The 15,817-nt window shown below is 37.9% G+C and carries 15 protein-coding genes and 1 pseudogene; 13 read left to right on the top strand and 3 right to left on the bottom strand.

The genetic code is table 11. The features are described from left to right. Nucleotides 1-114 precede the first annotated feature (114 nt). Nucleotides 115-3,561 (bottom strand): annotated as a pseudogene (locus tag A6B41_RS00450) (acyl-[ACP]--phospholipid O-acyltransferase). 141 nt (nucleotides 3,562-3,702) lie between these two features. Further along, nucleotides 3,703-4,341, bottom strand: a complete 639-nt coding sequence (locus tag A6B41_RS00445) for a MerR family transcriptional regulator (protein WP_027073514.1) — start codon at nucleotides 4,339-4,341, stop codon at nucleotides 3,703-3,705. Between the two features lie 296 nt (nucleotides 4,342-4,637). Between A6B41_RS00445 and A6B41_RS00440 the strand changes: the two genes are divergently transcribed. The 9 genes from A6B41_RS00440 (at nucleotide 4,638) to A6B41_RS00400 (ending at nucleotide 11,572) form a co-directional block, all read left to right on the top strand. Continuing rightward, on the top strand, nucleotides 4,638-5,024 hold the full coding sequence (locus tag A6B41_RS00440; RefSeq protein WP_027073515.1) for an ATP synthase subunit I: 387 nt from the start codon (nucleotides 4,638-4,640) through the stop codon (nucleotides 5,022-5,024). Nucleotides 5,025-5,047: 23 nt separating this feature from the next. Next, nucleotides 5,048-5,836: a F0F1 ATP synthase subunit A gene (atpB, locus tag A6B41_RS00435; protein WP_027073516.1), complete on the top strand. Its 789-nt coding sequence runs from the start codon at nucleotides 5,048-5,050 to the stop codon at nucleotides 5,834-5,836. A 118-nt stretch (nucleotides 5,837-5,954) separates the two neighbouring features. Continuing rightward, nucleotides 5,955-6,209 (top strand): F0F1 ATP synthase subunit C, encoded by a 255-nt coding sequence (gene atpE / locus A6B41_RS00430; protein WP_005599073.1) that lies wholly within the window; start codon nucleotides 5,955-5,957, stop codon nucleotides 6,207-6,209. A gap of 60 nt (nucleotides 6,210-6,269) precedes the next feature. Then, complete coding sequence (gene atpF, locus A6B41_RS00425) at nucleotides 6,270-6,740, top strand: F0F1 ATP synthase subunit B (RefSeq protein ID WP_027073517.1); 471 nt, start codon at nucleotides 6,270-6,272, stop codon at nucleotides 6,738-6,740. Nucleotides 6,741-6,753: 13 nt separating this feature from the next. Then, nucleotides 6,754-7,287, top strand: coding sequence for a F0F1 ATP synthase subunit delta (gene atpH / locus A6B41_RS00420; RefSeq protein ID WP_027073518.1), 534 nt, complete (start codon nucleotides 6,754-6,756; stop codon nucleotides 7,285-7,287). Between the two features lie 12 nt (nucleotides 7,288-7,299). Further along, nucleotides 7,300-8,841 (top strand): F0F1 ATP synthase subunit alpha, encoded by a 1,542-nt coding sequence (gene atpA, locus A6B41_RS00415; RefSeq protein ID WP_027073519.1) that lies wholly within the window; start codon nucleotides 7,300-7,302, stop codon nucleotides 8,839-8,841. 25 nt (nucleotides 8,842-8,866) lie between these two features. Then, a complete protein-coding gene (atpG, locus tag A6B41_RS00410) occupies nucleotides 8,867-9,733 on the top strand; it encodes a F0F1 ATP synthase subunit gamma (protein WP_027073520.1) in 867 nt (288 codons plus the stop codon). 20 nt (nucleotides 9,734-9,753) lie between these two features. Continuing rightward, the gene (gene atpD / locus A6B41_RS00405; protein ID WP_027073521.1) at nucleotides 9,754-11,127 is read left to right on the top strand and encodes a F0F1 ATP synthase subunit beta; all 1,374 of its coding nucleotides are present in this window, start codon (nucleotides 9,754-9,756) and stop codon (nucleotides 11,125-11,127) included. A 25-nt stretch (nucleotides 11,128-11,152) separates the two neighbouring features. After that, nucleotides 11,153-11,572: a F0F1 ATP synthase subunit epsilon gene (locus A6B41_RS00400; protein WP_027073522.1), complete on the top strand. Its 420-nt coding sequence runs from the start codon at nucleotides 11,153-11,155 to the stop codon at nucleotides 11,570-11,572. Nucleotides 11,573-11,696: 124 nt separating this feature from the next. Here the strand turns inward: A6B41_RS00400 and asnA are convergent, their stop codons facing one another. Further along, nucleotides 11,697-12,689: an aspartate--ammonia ligase gene (asnA, locus tag A6B41_RS00395; RefSeq protein WP_027073523.1), complete on the bottom strand. Its 993-nt coding sequence runs from the start codon at nucleotides 12,687-12,689 to the stop codon at nucleotides 11,697-11,699. A gap of 192 nt (nucleotides 12,690-12,881) precedes the next feature. On the opposite strand from asnA, the gene asnC reads away from it, so the two are divergent. From asnC to A6B41_RS00375, 4 genes are all read left to right on the top strand, one after another. Beyond that, the gene (asnC, locus tag A6B41_RS00390) at nucleotides 12,882-13,355 is read left to right on the top strand and encodes a transcriptional regulator AsnC (RefSeq protein WP_027073524.1); all 474 of its coding nucleotides are present in this window, start codon (nucleotides 12,882-12,884) and stop codon (nucleotides 13,353-13,355) included. Between the two features lie 81 nt (nucleotides 13,356-13,436). Continuing rightward, complete coding sequence (locus A6B41_RS00385) at nucleotides 13,437-14,282, top strand: glycosyltransferase family 2 protein (protein WP_032847119.1); 846 nt, start codon at nucleotides 13,437-13,439, stop codon at nucleotides 14,280-14,282. A gap of 149 nt (nucleotides 14,283-14,431) precedes the next feature. After that, complete coding sequence (udp, locus tag A6B41_RS00380; protein ID WP_027073526.1) at nucleotides 14,432-15,193, top strand: uridine phosphorylase; 762 nt, start codon at nucleotides 14,432-14,434, stop codon at nucleotides 15,191-15,193. Nucleotides 15,194-15,301: 108 nt separating this feature from the next. Next, a complete protein-coding gene (locus tag A6B41_RS00375; protein WP_027073527.1) occupies nucleotides 15,302-15,793 on the top strand; it encodes a chorismate--pyruvate lyase family protein in 492 nt (163 codons plus the stop codon). The last annotated feature ends 24 nt before the right edge of the window (nucleotides 15,794-15,817 follow it).

The raw sequence follows: 15,817 nt of genomic DNA, 5'->3' as shown, positions 1-15,817 counted from the left end.
AAGTCGCGACAATGTTGCGACTTTTTTATTATAGCAAGCGGTCATTTTTCCTGAAAATTTTGCAAATTTTTCACAGAAAATGACCGCTTGTATATTAGGGCTATCTATTAAAAATTATATAGATAACTGCTGAGCCAATATTTTCGCCCCTTTAAAATCCACTTTACCTGATCCAAGTAACGGGATTTCTTTAACGATAAATATTTCGCTTGGTTGCATAATTGGCGGTAAGCCTGAAAATTTAATCTTTTCTTTGATTTCCTCTAACTCTAATTCCGTTTTTATCAATAAAACAACGCGTTCGCCTTTTTTATCATCGCTAATTGTTGTAGTAACCAAAGTTGTTTCATCGTTGAAAAGTGGAGTCAGTTTTTCTTCTACCGAGCCAAGGCTAATCATTTCCCCGCCAATTTTAGCGAAACGGGAATATCTATCGACAATTGTGATAAACCCTTGTTCATCAATATGACCTTTATCGCCTGTTTTGTAGTATCTTTCTCCATCAATTTCTGCTATTACCTCAGCTGTTTTTTCATCATCATTAAGATAGCCTTTCATGACTTGTCCGCCTCCGATAAGAATTAATCCATCTTCGCCTGCTGCAAGCTCTTCTAATGTTTCAGGATCGACTATTTTGATAATAGTGCCGGGTAGCGGCATTCCGACTGAGCCTACTTTACTAAAGGTAAACTCTTTGAGCGTGTCAGGATCGAGTATATTCGGCATATTCACACTTGAAACAGGAGCGGTTTCAGTTGTGCCGTAACCTTCTAATATATCCAGACCAAATTTCATTTTGAATGATTCTTTTACGTCTGTTTTCAATTTTTCCGCACCGGCTATCACCATTCGCACATTTTGGAACATTAATGGGTGAAGTTTTTTATTGCGTACATATAAGCGGAAGAAAGTGGATGTGCCAAATAAAATAGATACTCTGTGCTTAGCACTTAATTTACCGATAGTCGCACCATCTGTTGGGTCTGCAATACTGACCATTTTTATTCCCTCACAGAGTGGTAATAATGTCGTTACCGTTAAGCCGAAAGAGTGAAAAATAGGCAATGAATTTAAGATGACATCCTCTTTTTGAAAGTTGAGTAATTCACTTACCTGTTTGATGTTAGTGAGTAAATTTTTATGACTTAATTCAATGCCTTTTGGAGCACCTTCACTGCCGCTACTAAATAGAATTGTTGCCGTATCGTTTAGTTCAACCGATTTGAAATAACGGGCTTTTATCCACCATTGAGGGGTGATACAAGCGGTCAAAAATATACGGCTTTTTGCAAACTTGGTGGTATGCTTGGCAATATTTTCGGCATAAAGTAATTTATCTGCTAACAAGGTTGAAAAATCAAACCCCTTTTCTGCCAATTTTTGGATGAATTTGTCAGAGCTAATTATGGTTTTTATATTTGCTTTAGCTAGCGCTTTTTCCATCACTTCTTGGCTTAGCGTGTAATTTAGATTAACAGGGACTTTTCCCAAAACCATTAATGCCATATTGACTATTGAGCCTGCTGCTGAACTTGGAAGCAACACTCCAATATGTTTTTCATTTTTCAGCTGTTTCTCTAATGATTTCACAAAGAGTAAAACTGCGGTAATAAATTGAGCGTTATTCAGTTTTGTACCTTGAGCGTCAACAATAGTGGTTTTAAATAGATTCGCTTTGGCTGAACCGAGCCAGTGATGTGTTAGTGGCTTTTGGCGGTTCATAAAGTTATTCCATGCAGAATAGGAAAGCTCAATCACTTTTTGTTTCATTTTTGTTGAGTTGATAAAGCCTTTAATGGGTTTACCGAATGCAACCAATACATCACGTTTCCCTTTTTTACTGAGATTTTTGTAATGATTATTTGCTCATGAGAAGCTTGAACCCCATAGCCCACGTAAATAAAAAGGCACGGTAGTCACGTTTTCTAAGCCTTCTAAAATATGCTCAAAACCTTTTTTGAATTCATTTATTTGTCCGTTATAGCTAATATGACCTTCAGGGAATAGGGCTACTACTTCTCCTTTCTCAAGGTAATGGCGAATAGTTTGAATACTTTCTCTGCTTGCTCCTGCTCCAATAGGAATAACTTTGAAAATACGGAATATCCAGTTTAGATACCATTTGTTATAAATAGGGCGGAACATCACAAACTTAATAGCACGAGGGCTGGCAGCTTGTAGTACCAGCCAATCAATCCAGCTAATGTGGTTACCCAACATTAATACCCCGCCGCTTTGTGGTAGATTTTTTAATCCCTCCACATGGAAACGGTAGCCGGTTTTTAAGATCGGTAATAACAATAAACGGGTGAATAAATGGGGTAATTGTAAAATGGCATAGAAACTGCCGATTAAACAAACTATAGAGGCAAAAAAGAATAATCCTGTAGTTGAAATACTAAGTTCTACAAAGATGATGCTTAATATTAAAAAGCAGACCATTGCGATATTCTGCACAAAGTTATTGCCAGCCATAATTTTGCCGCTGATTTTTTCCGGTGCAAAATATTGAATAGTAGCATTGAGTGGCACAATAAATAATCCACCAAAAATACCGAAACTAAATGAACAAAGAGTTATCAACCATTGATTTTGGGAAAAAGAGAGGTAAAGGAGTGAGAGGAAAATCCCTAAAGCACCTATTGGTACAATACCGTGCTCAATGTGTAATTTAGAAGAGCGCCCGGCGATATAAGAGCCAATAATTAATCCTATCCCACTGGTTGCTAAAATAGCTTGAATAATCAAAGCGTTATCTGTGTTAAAGGTGGTTTTATAATGTGCCGGAAATGCAGATATCAAGACTTGAGATACACCCCAAAACAGGCTTAGTCCAATAATACTTAGCCAAATATTTTTGTTTTTACGTAGCTCTTTGATGTTGTCTTGCAAATAACCAAGCGAAAGGTATTTTTGAATTGCAAATTTTTCCTCTTTTTCTACCGCTTGCGGATAGTGAGGGAGGCGGAAAGCACACAACATTTCAAGAATACTTAATATAACAAGTGCAATCCCGATAGGTGAAACGCTTTCTATGATGGTGTTTGGAGAGTTTGATACAGTGTAATTAAATTCAAAGAAAAATGAGAAAGCAAATGAGCTGAATAAAATTGCTACAATAGTTAAGGCTTGAATAATACCGTTTGCCATACCTAAGTGTTCGGTGCCGACAATCGATTTAATGATACTGTATTTTGCCGGTGAGTAAATGGTACTTTGAATAGCAAGTAAAAGTGTAAGCCCAAAAGCAAAATAAAATTGACCGAAAAGATAACATAAGCAGATAAAGCTACTTAAAATCACCGCAGCTACCGTGCTGATGCGAATGACTTTAGTTCGGGAAAATTTATCACTTAGCCATGCAGAAGGTGAAAATAACAAGATAAATGGCAATAAAATCATCGCATTAATAATGGCAGTTAAAATTACTAGTGTGTTGCCTTCAAAACTTTTTAATAAAATATTTTGGATGGTGATTTTATGCGCCAGATCTACACTAGCATTAAGGAATGCTATAGCTAAGTAAGGAATAAAACCTGTAATTTTCAGTAGTTTTAACATAGAAAGTCCCTTTTAAGAGTTATTTTTATGGATATTTTACTTATCTTTGTAAAACTGTAAAGTGTTGCTTCATAAAATTAATAAATTTTGCGAAATTTAGTTAAAAAATAACCGCTTACTATCAAAGTGAGCGGTGGTTTATTATTTAGTCATTTTTTGGTAAGTTTTCAATGTTTCCATATTGAAAACATAAGGCTTAAGTACAAGTAAAATATCAAAAAGATGTTTTAGTTTGTTATCTTTTTGCTCACTATTAGATAAGCCTTCTAAGGTAATATTGACTTCAAATTGTGCCAGTTGTTTGGCTACATCAATATAGGCTTGTAGTAGGTTTAATTCTGTTGCATTACAATGGCTGATAATACTTAAAATTTCACGCTCTTTACTGGTGAAAATTCCATCACGAGGATTTAATAATCCTTGTGCTACGTAATTATTAAGTGTTTGCTCACTTATCTTAAATTCGTAGCAAAGCTGCTCTGGCTCAAAAATTTCATTTTCTGCCCCCATAATTAATGATAAGGAGTGAATCAAGCTTTCGTAAGGGTTGTTTTTATCAAAATTAGGATGAGAAAATAGCGACTTGATTTGCGAAATACTAACATTAAAGTTTGATTGTAGGTATTTGATAAACTCCAATAGCTTTATATTACTTTCATCATAAAGATGAAAATTAGGCTTATCTTTGTATGGTTCGGGTAATAAACCTTCTTTTATGTAGTAGAGTATGGTTGATTTTGGAGTATTTGTTTTATTTACTAAGTCATTCATTTTAATCATAATATTTTCCTTATATCTATTCTTTTGGTCAGTAATTCATTTATGTTTAAGTATAAAGTGCAGCTTTTTAGTTTTGGTTATAAATATAAACTATTTTGGCTATTTTTTTAAATAATTTATCGTAATTCTTACAAAAAATTGGAGTTTTTTTCAAAAATGTGAAGAATGCCTCGTTTTATCTGGTTTTTGGGTTGCAACTATTGATTTGTAAGGTATAATTTCTGTTGGATTTTCATTGATCAACAGTGGCTAATGGTTAGCCTGATTGTCGAATTTAACTTCAAAAAGGATAAAAAGTGTCTGCTGTAATCAATAAAGCAAAATCACAATATCTCAAAGCATTAAGAATTGAAGCTGGAATTATGTTAGTTTTGGCTTTCACTCTTTTTTTATGGAAAGGAGATTATAACAGTATCTCTTTTCTTGTAGGTGGTATCTCTAGCTTTGTGCCACATATTGTTTTTGTGTATTGGGTTTTCTTTAGAAATTCTGCAAAAGATCGGACAAAAATGAGTTCTTTCTATCGTGGTGAAGGACTAAAATGGTTGGTCACTATTATTTTCATAATAGTCTGTTTTAAGCTCATTCCAAATTTAGATTTTGTTTTGTTTTTTGCAGGTTATTTTATCGCATTATTTTTAAATAATATAATCCCGTTTGTATTAAGCAAACGTCACCATTAATTTTGTTTTTTAAAGGATAGGTTATGGCTGGAACTACAGCAGAATACATTAGCCATCACTTGAGTTTTTTAACTACAGGCGATAGCTTTTGGGCAGTACATTTAGATACTCTCTTCTTCTCTTTAGTGGCAGGTGTGATTTTCTTATGGGTTTTCTCTCGAGTAGCAAAAAATGCTACTACAGGTGTGCCTGGTAAATTACAGTGTTTTGTTGAGATTGTCATTGAATGGGTAGATGGCTTAGTTAAGGATAATTTCCACGGTCCTCGTAATATGATTGCACCTCTTGCATTAACTATTTTCTGCTGGGTGTTTATTATGAATGCGATTGACTTAGTACCGGTCGATTTCTTACCTCAGTTAGCAAATCTGTTCGGTATTCACTACTTACGTGCTGTTCCAACCGCAGATATTAGTGCAACATTGGGGATGTCAATCTGTGTATTTGCGTTAATTTTATTCTATACCGTTAAATCAAAAGGTTTTGGTGGTTTAGTAAAAGAATACACATTACACCCGTTTAATCACTGGGCTTTTATTCCGGTAAACTTTATTCTTGAAACAGTAACTTTGCTTGCAAAACCTATTTCATTGGCTTTCCGTTTGTTCGGTAATATGTATGCAGGTGAGTTAATTTTCATCCTTATTGCAGTAATGTATATGGCTGATAACTTTGCGTTACAAGCGCTAGGTATTCCATTGCACTTGGTTTGGGCTATTTTCCATATTTTAGTTATTACGCTTCAAGCCTTTATTTTTATGATGCTAACGATTGTTTATTTGAGTATTGCTTATAACAAAGCGGATCATTAAACTAACCTTACAAGCGGTAGGATTTTTGTATTTTTTACATAGATTTGACTGCTTGAATTTATATTTTTATTAACAACCTCAGCCTTCGGGCTAATTCCTCAATTTAATGGAGAACATTATGGAATCAGTAATCACAGCAACAATTATTGGTGCTTCAATTTTATTAGCTTTTGCTGCACTTGGTACAGCTATTGGCTTTGCAATCTTAGGTGGTAAATTCTTAGAGTCATCAGCTCGCCAACCTGAATTAGCATCAAGCTTACAAACTAAAATGTTTATCGTTGCTGGTCTTTTAGATGCTATCGCGATGATCGCTGTAGGTATTTCTTTACTATTCATTTTCGCAAACCCGTTCATTGATTTATTGAAATAAGTCGGGATTTGATTACCCGTTATTCAATAGAATAACTTAACCGACTTTTAGGAGGGCGTTGTGAATTTAAATGCAACACTAATTGGCCAACTGATTGCATTCGCACTTTTTGTAGCGTTCTGTATGAAGTTTGTATGGCCACCGCTAATTAGAGCGATTGAGGAGCGTCAAGCAAACATTGCTAACGCACTTGCATCTGCTGAAAAAGCGAAACAAGAACAAGCAGATTCTAAAGCTGCGGCGGATCAAGAAATCCTCAAAGCAAAAGAAGAAGCACAAAATATTATTGATTTAGCAACAAAACGTCGTAATGAAATTTTAGAGTCTGTACAAGCAGAAGCTGAAGTGGAACGTCAACGTATTATTGAACAAGGTTATGCAGAAGTTGAAAGTGAGCGTAAACGTGTTCAAGAAGAGCTTCGTCAAAAAGTCGCGGCATTGGCTGTTGCCGGTGCAGAAAAAATTGTCGGTCGTTCAGTGGATGCTGCAGCGAACAACGATATTATTGATAAGCTAGTTGCAGAACTATAAAAAGGTGGGGCAGATGTCAGAACTAAGCACAGTAGCTCGCCCCTATGCTAAAGCAGCTTTCGATTTTGCTTTAGAACAAGGTCAGTTGAATAAATGGCAGGATATGCTGGAGTTTTCTGCTGTTGTTGCCGAGAATCCGCAGGTTGCTGATTTTATCGGTTCATCACTTGCAAGCGGTCAGATTTCTGATACATTTATCAATATTTGTGGTGAGCAACTGGATCAATATGGGCAAAATTTCATTCGCGTTATGGCAGAGAATAAACGTTTAGCGGTATTACCTGCTGTATTAAGTGCGTTTTTACAGTTACGTGCAGAGTACGAAGCTGTGAAAGATGTTGAAGTGATTTCTGCAAATCATTTAACAGATGCACAACAGACTAAAATTGCTAACGCGATGGAAAAGCGACTCGGAACAAAAGTACGTATTACTTCATCGGTAGATAGTTCGTTAATTGCGGGTGTCATTATTCGTTATGATGATGTTGTTATTGATGGTAGTAGTCGTGGACAGCTAAACCGCTTGAGTCAAGAGTTGAGCTTGTAAGAGGAATAAAAAATGCAACTAAATTCAACTGAAATTAGTGAATTGATTAAAAAGCGTATTGCCCAATTTAATGTGGTGAGTAAAGCTCAAAGCACAGGGACAATCGTTTCAGTAAGTGACGGGGTTATTCGTATCCACGGCTTATCTGATGTAATGCAAGGTGAAATGATTGCATTACCAGGCAATCGTTATGCGATTGCATTAAACTTAGAAAGAGATTCTATTGGTGCAGTTGTAATGGGTCCTTATGCTGATTTAGCAGAAGGTATGCAAGTACAATGCACAGGTCGTATTTTAGAAGTGCCAGTTGGTCGTGGCTTATTAGGTCGTGTGGTGAATACCCTTGGTCAACCAATCGACGGTAAAGGTGAAATCCAAAATGACGGTTTCTCACCAATCGAAGTAATTGCACCAGGTGTTATTGACCGTCAATCGGTTGATCAACCGGTTCAAACCGGTTACAAAGCGGTAGACTCAATGGTACCAATCGGTCGTGGTCAGCGTGAGCTTATCATCGGCGACCGTCAAACCGGTAAAACCGCATTAGCGATTGATGCGATCATCAACCAACGTGATTCAGGTATTAAATGTATCTACGTGGCGATTGGGCAAAAAGCCTCAACGATTGCAAACGTGGTGCGTAAATTAGAAGAACACGGTGCGTTAGAAAATACCATCGTAGTTGTGGCTTCCGCGTCTGAATCTGCCGCGTTGCAATATCTTGCACCATACGCAGGTTGTGCGATGGGTGAATACTTCCGTGACCGTGGTGAAGATGCGCTAATCGTTTACGATGATTTATCGAAACAAGCGGTAGCTTACCGTCAAATTTCACTTCTTTTACGCCGTCCACCGGGTCGTGAAGCATTCCCGGGTGACGTATTCTACCTCCACTCTCGTCTATTAGAGCGTGCATCTCGTGTAAATGCAGATTATGTAGAACGTTTCACTAATGGTGCTGTAAAAGGTCAAACAGGTTCTTTAACCGCATTACCGATCATCGAAACTCAAGCGGGTGACGTATCGGCATTCGTTCCAACCAACGTAATTTCGATTACCGATGGTCAGATCTTCTTAGAATCCGGTTTATTCAATGCGGGTATCCGCCCTGCGGTAAACCCGGGTATCTCGGTTTCTCGTGTAGGTGGTTCTGCACAAACTAAACTCGTTAAGAAATTAGCCGGTGGTATTCGTACTGCACTTGCTCAATACCGCGAATTAGCGGCATTCGCACAGTTCGCATCAGATCTTGATGAAGCAACACGCAAACAGCTTTCACACGGTCAAAAAGTAACTGAGTTACTTAAACAGAAACAGTTTGAGCCAATGTCTGTAGCACAACTAGGTTTATCTCTAGCTGCGGCAGAATATGGTTACCTTGATGATGTGCCTGTTGAACGTGTAGGTTCGTTTGAAGCTAACTTATTAGCTTATGCACAAAGCAATTATGGCGAATTTATGCAGGAATTATCAAAATCGGGTAATTTCAATGATGAAATCAAAGATAAATTAAATGAAATTTTATCTGGTTTCAAAAAGAACAGTGCTTGGTAATCTAACTTTTTAGCGGAGAAAAAATATGGCAGGTGCTAAAGAGATAAGAACCAAAATTGCAAGTGTTCGTAATACGCAAAAAATTACCAAAGCGATGGAAATGGTTGCCGCATCTAAAATGCGTAAAACCCAAGAGCGTATGACGGCTTCTCGCCCATATGCAGAAAACATTCGTAAGGTGATCAGCCATATTGCCAAAGGAAACATTGATTATAAACACCCATTCCTGACAGCTCGGACGGTAAAAAAAGTTGGCTATTTAGTCGTTTCAACCGACCGTGGTTTATGTGGTGGCTTAAATATCAACTTATTTAAAACGGTCTTAAATGAGTTAAAAACACAAGACGATAAAGGCATAAAAGCTGAACTTGGTTTAGTTGGAAATAAAGCTGCTGCTTTCTTTAATCCGATGGGATTGGAGATTAAAGGTTATATTAATGGGCTGGGTGATGCGCCGGCAATGGAAGATTTGGTTGGTATCATTAATACAATGGTACAAGCCTATCGTGATGGAGAGATTGACGAATTGCACGTGGTTTTCAACCGCTTTGTCAATACGATGTCACAAAAACCGACTGTTCAGCAGTTACTTCCATTGCCAGCACTTGAAGATGATTCACTTGCGACAACAGGTTCTTGGGATTATATCTACGAACCAAGTCCGCAAGCATTATTAGATAGCTTACTTGTTCGCTATTTAGAATCACAAGTGTATCAAGCGATTGTAGATAATCTTGCCTCCGAACAGGCAGCTCGAATGGTTGCGATGAAAGCAGCGACTGATAATGCGGGTAACCTCATTAATGAATTACAGTTGGTGTATAACAAAGCTCGTCAAGCAAGTATTACGAATGAATTAAATGAAATTGTTGCGGGTGCCGCTGCAATTTAACACAGAATAGAGGAACGGTAATGGCAACGGGAAAAATTGTACAAATCATCGGTGCGGTAATCGATGTTGAGTTTCCGCAAGATGCAGTACCAAAAGTTTATGATGCATTAAAAGTTGAAACAGGCTTAACGCTTGAAGTTCAACAACAATTAGGTGGCGGTGTGGTTCGTTGTATCGCACTCGGTTCATCTGATGGTTTAAAACGTGGCTTGATCGTCACAAATACCCACAAAGCGATTGAAGTACCGGTTGGTACTAAAACCCTTGGTCGTATTATGAACGTATTAGGTGAGCCTATTGATGAAGCTGGTCCAATCGGTGAAGAAGAGCGTTGGACGATTCACCGTGCAGCACCAAGCTACGAAGAGCAAGCAAACAGTACCGAATTATTAGAAACCGGTATCAAAGTTATCGACCTTGTCGCGCCATTTGCGAAAGGGGGTAAAGTTGGCTTGTTCGGTGGTGCGGGTGTAGGTAAAACCGTAAATATGATGGAGTTAATCCGTAACATCGCTATCGAACACAGCGGTTACTCTGTATTTGCAGGCGTAGGTGAGCGTACTCGTGAAGGTAACGACTTCTACCACGAAATGAAAGACTCTAACGTATTAGACAAAGTATCGTTAGTGTATGGTCAGATGAATGAACCACCGGGCAACCGTCTGCGTGTGGCATTAACCGGCTTAACCATGGCGGAAAAATTCCGTGATGAAGGTCGTGATGTTCTGTTCTTCGTGGATAACATCTACCGTTATACCCTAGCAGGTACAGAAGTATCGGCTCTTCTTGGCCGTATGCCATCAGCAGTAGGTTATCAGCCGACATTGGCAGAAGAGATGGGTGTATTACAAGAGCGTATTACCTCAACCAAAACCGGCTCTATCACCTCGGTGCAAGCGGTTTACGTTCCGGCGGACGACTTAACTGACCCGTCTCCGGCAACAACTTTCGCCCACTTAGACTCAACAGTAGTATTAAGCCGTAACATCGCATCACTCGGTATTTACCCTGCGGTAGATCCACTTGACTCAACCTCTCGCCAGTTAGACCCTCTCGTGGTTGGTGAAGAGCACTATAACGTAGCACGTGGTGTACAAGGTACATTACAACGTTATAAAGAGTTAAAAGACATCATTGCGATCTTAGGTATGGACGAGCTTTCAGAAAACGACAAACGTCTTGTAGCACGTGCGCGTAAAATTGAACGTTTCCTTTCACAACCATTCCACGTTGCGGAAGTATTTAACGGCGTGCCGGGCAAATTCGTTCCATTAAAAGAAACCATCCGTGGCTTTAAAGGCATTTTAGAAGGCGAATACGACCATATCCCGGAACAAGCGTTCTATATGGCGGGTTCAATCGATGAAGTGATCGAAAGAGCAAAACAGATGTAATTGTTCTTAAAAAAAGGAGAACAAAATGGCATCTCAATTTGAACTCACAGTAGTGAGTGCAGAACGTAAAATCTTTGAAGGTCTCGTTAAAAGTGTACGGGTTTCAGGGGTTGCCGGTGAATTAGGGGTGTATGCAGGTCATACACCACTTTTAACCGCAATCAAACCGGGTATGGTAAAATTTACTTTTGAAGATGGTAAAGAAGATTTTATCTATGTTTCAGGTGGATTCCTTGAAGTGCAACCTACCGTTGTTACCGTATTGGCTGATGTTGCTATTCGTGGTGATGAGCTTGATGAACAACGTATTCTGGCGGCGAAACGTAAGGTCGAAGAAACTCTTGATAAAGCTAATACAGCTGATATGACGGCTAAGTTAGCTCGAGAAATTGCCAAATTGCGAGTTTACGAACTCACCAAAACCAAATTGGCTAATAAACGTTAACTAATGAAAAACCCCACACTAGTGGGGTTTTGTTTTTTGCAAGCGGTCGAAATTTGCAAATTTTTTGCAAAATATAACCGCTTGTATCAAAAACAAAAGGCGAACATTTGTTCGCCTTGTTACATTAAAGAATATTCTCAAACTCTTCAAATACTGATTTTGGCCATACGCTTGATTGTACTTCACCAATATGTTTTTTACGTAATAAGAACATAGTTAAGCGTGATTGACCAATACCGCCACCGATTGAAAGAGGTAATTTACCTGCTAATAAATCTTTGTGCCAATCCATTTCTAGGCGATCCTCATCACCAGTGATTGATACCTGTAATCTTAAGGCTGTTTCATCTACACGAATACCCATTGAAGATAATTCAAATGCAGTACCTAATTCTTCGTTCCAAACAAGAATGTCGCCGTTTAATCCTTTATAGCCTTGCTCTGATTCGGTTGTCCAGTCATCGTAATCCGGCGCACGTCCATCATGAGCTTTACCGTCAGATAGTTTTCCGCCAATACCAATTAAGAATACCGCACCGCATTCTTTACAAATTGCATTTTCACGCTCTTTGCTTGTCATATTTGGGTAGCGTTGTACTAAGTCTTCGCTATGCACAAAAGTAATTTGTTTTGGTAACACTGATGGAATATCAAAACGGGCCTCTACCGCTAATTCAGTTAAACGAATTGCTTTATAGATTTCATTTACTGTTTCTTTTAAGAAGGCAAAATCACGGCGACCTTCAGGGATTACTTTTTCCCAGTCCCACTGATCTACATATACAGAGTGGGTACGATCTAATGAATCTTCATCAGGACGTAGTGCTTTCATATGCACAAATAAACCTTCTCCTTCTTTGAACCCAAAACGAGCTAAAGTATGACGTTTCCATTTTGCCAGAGAGTGAACAACTTCATAGGTTGAGTTTGGAATACATTTCACATTAACTTTTACGGCTTTTTCGATACCGGAAAGGTTATCCTGCATACCGTTACCGACTTCGCTTAAGATTGGGCCTTGCACCTCAATAATACCTAGTTTATCGATCAAATATTGTGTAAAGGTGTTTTTAACAAAACTGATTTCTTGTTGTTGTAAGATAAATGATTTTTTCATTTTGCTTTCCTAAAATAAAGAGTGTTGATTTTTATCTCTCGTGTTTAATGCAATCACGATAGGTGCTAATTTAAAGAAATCTCGAAAAAATGCAATATTCATTAAATAAAAAAGCTGTTGTGTTAAATATTATTTAAAAAAATAAAGATTTTATTATAAAATATTTAATTAATTAGAGTTTGGGAAGAAAAAATGCACACTAAAAATAGTATTAGAGCGGAAATTGACAAGCTGGATCAGCAAATTTTACGTTGGTTGATTAAAGATGCACGGGTACCTTACGCGGAAATGGCAAAAAATTTTGGTGTAAGTGCTGCGACTATTCATGTTCGTGTAGAAAAAATGCGACAAGCCGGAGTAATTAAATCAACTAAAATTGTTGTAGATGAACGTAAGCTTGGATATGATGTTTGCTGCTTTATTGGGGTTATTCTAAAATCGGCAAAAGATTATGATAAGGTCATCGCAAAGCTGAGTGAATTTGATGAAGTGGTTGAGGCTTACTATACTACAGGCAACTATTCCATTTTTATTAAAGTGATGACTCATACCATTGAGGAATTACACAGCGTGTTGGCTGGTAAAATTCAATCAATTGATGAAATTCAATCGACAGAAACGTTGATTTCTCTACAAAATCCGATCTTACGCGAGATTATCCCTTAATATTCCAATACAAGCGGTTGAATTTAGATAAAAATTTACAAATAAATAAAAATAATTTTTTAATGGTCTTAAGGAAATAGTATGAGTGTCACTCAATCAACTAAACCTACAGTTGCAGTAATTACTTCAACTGTTGGTCGAATTGAATTAGAGCGCGCTATTTTTAGTGTGCAAAACCAAACATACCCTTGTAAACACTATATATTTGTTGATGGCGAGAAATACCACCAACAAGCGGCCGATATTTTAAATAAATTTGACAATTTGACGGTTACTTATCTGCCTATGAATACGGGAGCAAACGGTTGGACGAATAGTAGTATCAATGCGATTGCTCCATTTTTAATAAAAGAAGATATTGTTTGCTTTCTTGATGATGATAATTGGTTTGAACCTAATCATGTCGAAACTGGTGTAAATGCATTGATTGAGCATCAATCCGGTTATGCTTATGCGTTACGTAAATTTTATGATTCTGATGGTAATTTTATATGTGTTGATACCATGGAGTCTATTGGTGACTATTCTCGTGGTTATGGAGAGCCACTTGAGTTTCCGTTTCAAATAAATGAAACAGAATGTGTGATGAATATTAGCGGAGTTGCAGATAATCATATTGATACAAATTGCTATTTTATGACGGCTGAGCTGGCAAGGTTTATAAGCAGTGCTTGGTATTCTGGTATTCACAACGATAGAAATGTTTACGCTAAACTAAAAGAATTTGGCGTTAAAGGCGTTTGTACAAAGGCAATTAGTGTAAATTATATTTTAGATCCGGCTAAATACATCGGTGGTCTTAATGTTTTCTTTGAAGCACCTTTTTTCTTTAATAAAGAGCAAGCGTATCAGTTTGTAAAAGAAATGGTGAAATTTAGTTCAGAGAAGAGTGTTGAAGGTTGGGGAGGAAGATTAATTTGGGAATAAAGAAGAATTTATTGAAAGCAAAAGAAATCGTTTGCCTTTGATCTGCTTCACAAAAACCAACATTGATTGCAAAAAATCTTCGTAAATCAACCGCTTGCTGGGGTAGAATGAGGTTACTTTCATTTGGAAAAGATTAAGGAGATAATAATATGTCTGAAGTATTTCACTTAGGTTTAACCAAAGCGATGTTAAAAGGGGCAAAAATTGCAATTGTTCCCGGTGACCCTGCACGAAGCGAGCGTATTGCGAAAAAAATGGAGAATCCGGAGTTTTTAGCATCTACTCGCGAGTTTACCTCATGGTTAGGATATTTAGATGGTGAGCCGGTCGTGGTTTGCTCAACCGGAATTGGCGGTCCTTCAGTTTCTATCTGTGTGGAAGAGTTAGCTCAATTAGGTGTTCGCACATTCTTACGTATCGGCACAACAGGAGCTATCCAAGAACATATTAATGTCGGGGATATTTTAATTACTACAGGGGCGGTGCGTTTAGATGGTGCAAGCCAGCATTTTGCACCGATGGAATATCCTGCAGTGGCAAATTTTGAGTGCACTAATGCACTTTATGCGGCTGCGGTAGAATCGGGTGTTAAACCTTATGTCGGGATCACGGCATCATCGGATACATTCTATCCCGGCCAAGAACGCTATGACACTTTCACCGGTAAAATTTACCGTCATTTCCAAGGTTCATTAAAGCAATGGCAAGATCTTAATGTGATGAATTTTGAAATGGAGTCAGCTACTTTATTTACCATGTGTTCTGCACTGGGTTTACGTGCCGGAATGGTTGCCGGGGTAATTGTAAACCGCACACAACAAGAGATTCCAAACGAAGCAACGATTCACGATACCGAACATAAAGCTGTTTCAGTAGTGGTTGAAGCTGCGAGAAAATTAATTCAACAATAATCTTTTAAAATAAAAGACAAAAAGGTAAATTGTAAGCATACAATTTACCTTTTTTATTCGCTCAATTTTCGCAAGCGGTCGAAAATGGCAAAAAATTTACAAATCACAATGGATCATTATCTTGAATATCGCCAAGTTTTTTCAGAATCAGCGTGGCAAACAAACCCGGAGGTACTTTCTCCTTCCCAACAACAATGGTTACTACATCGTGGCTCTTTAACGCAAAAACTGTGTGAAGTGGCTATTGATTTTAATGTGGAAGTGGTGCAAGAACAGTGGATTGCAAAAAATTCACAAAATATGACCGCTTGTAATGAGAAATATTGGTTGCGTGAAGTGTTATTAAAAGATGGCACCACAAACTGGATCTTCGCCCAAACCCTTGTGCCGAAATCAACCATTGAAAATATTGCCCAAAATGTACCGAAACTCGGCAATGAACCGATTGGGTTATGGCTGTTTTCCCAAAATCCTCTCAGAAAGACATTAGAATGGACACAAGCCGAAAACGGTTTGTTTGCTCGCCGAGGAGTGTATGAAATCAATGGGTTTTCCCTTGAAATTAAAGAGTTGTTTTTAGAAAGTTTCCCTTATTTATAGAAATAATCGGTTGGCTCTACACCA

It is taken from the genome of Mannheimia granulomatis (assembly GCF_013377255.1).
Classification (GTDB): Bacteria; Pseudomonadota; Gammaproteobacteria; order Enterobacterales; family Pasteurellaceae; genus Mannheimia; species Mannheimia granulomatis.
This window is presented reverse-complemented; position numbering and strand designations above follow the sequence as displayed.

What these genes read in the sequence shown, in the direction of transcription:
- atpB (WP_027073516.1), top strand. Translation starts at nt 5,048, where the DNA reads ATGGCTGGAACTACAGCAGAATACATTAGCCATCACTTGAGTTTTTTA.
- A6B41_RS00445 (WP_027073514.1), bottom strand. Translation starts at nt 4,341, where the DNA reads ATGATTAAAATGAATGACTTAGTAAATAAAACAAATACTCCAAAATCA.
- atpG (WP_027073520.1), top strand. Translation starts at nt 8,867, where the DNA reads ATGGCAGGTGCTAAAGAGATAAGAACCAAAATTGCAAGTGTTCGTAAT.
- atpH (WP_027073518.1), top strand. Translation starts at nt 6,754, where the DNA reads ATGTCAGAACTAAGCACAGTAGCTCGCCCCTATGCTAAAGCAGCTTTC.
- asnC (WP_027073524.1), top strand. Translation starts at nt 12,882, where the DNA reads ATGCACACTAAAAATAGTATTAGAGCGGAAATTGACAAGCTGGATCAG.
- atpD (WP_027073521.1), top strand. Translation starts at nt 9,754, where the DNA reads ATGGCAACGGGAAAAATTGTACAAATCATCGGTGCGGTAATCGATGTT.
- A6B41_RS00375 (WP_027073527.1), top strand. Translation starts at nt 15,302, where the DNA reads ATGGATCATTATCTTGAATATCGCCAAGTTTTTTCAGAATCAGCGTGG.
- A6B41_RS00400 (WP_027073522.1), top strand. Translation starts at nt 11,153, where the DNA reads ATGGCATCTCAATTTGAACTCACAGTAGTGAGTGCAGAACGTAAAATC.
- udp (WP_027073526.1), top strand. Translation starts at nt 14,432, where the DNA reads ATGTCTGAAGTATTTCACTTAGGTTTAACCAAAGCGATGTTAAAAGGG.
- atpE (WP_005599073.1), top strand. Translation starts at nt 5,955, where the DNA reads ATGGAATCAGTAATCACAGCAACAATTATTGGTGCTTCAATTTTATTA.
- A6B41_RS00385 (WP_032847119.1), top strand. Translation starts at nt 13,437, where the DNA reads ATGAGTGTCACTCAATCAACTAAACCTACAGTTGCAGTAATTACTTCA.
- asnA (WP_027073523.1), bottom strand. Translation starts at nt 12,689, where the DNA reads ATGAAAAAATCATTTATCTTACAACAACAAGAAATCAGTTTTGTTAAA.
- atpA (WP_027073519.1), top strand. Translation starts at nt 7,300, where the DNA reads ATGCAACTAAATTCAACTGAAATTAGTGAATTGATTAAAAAGCGTATT.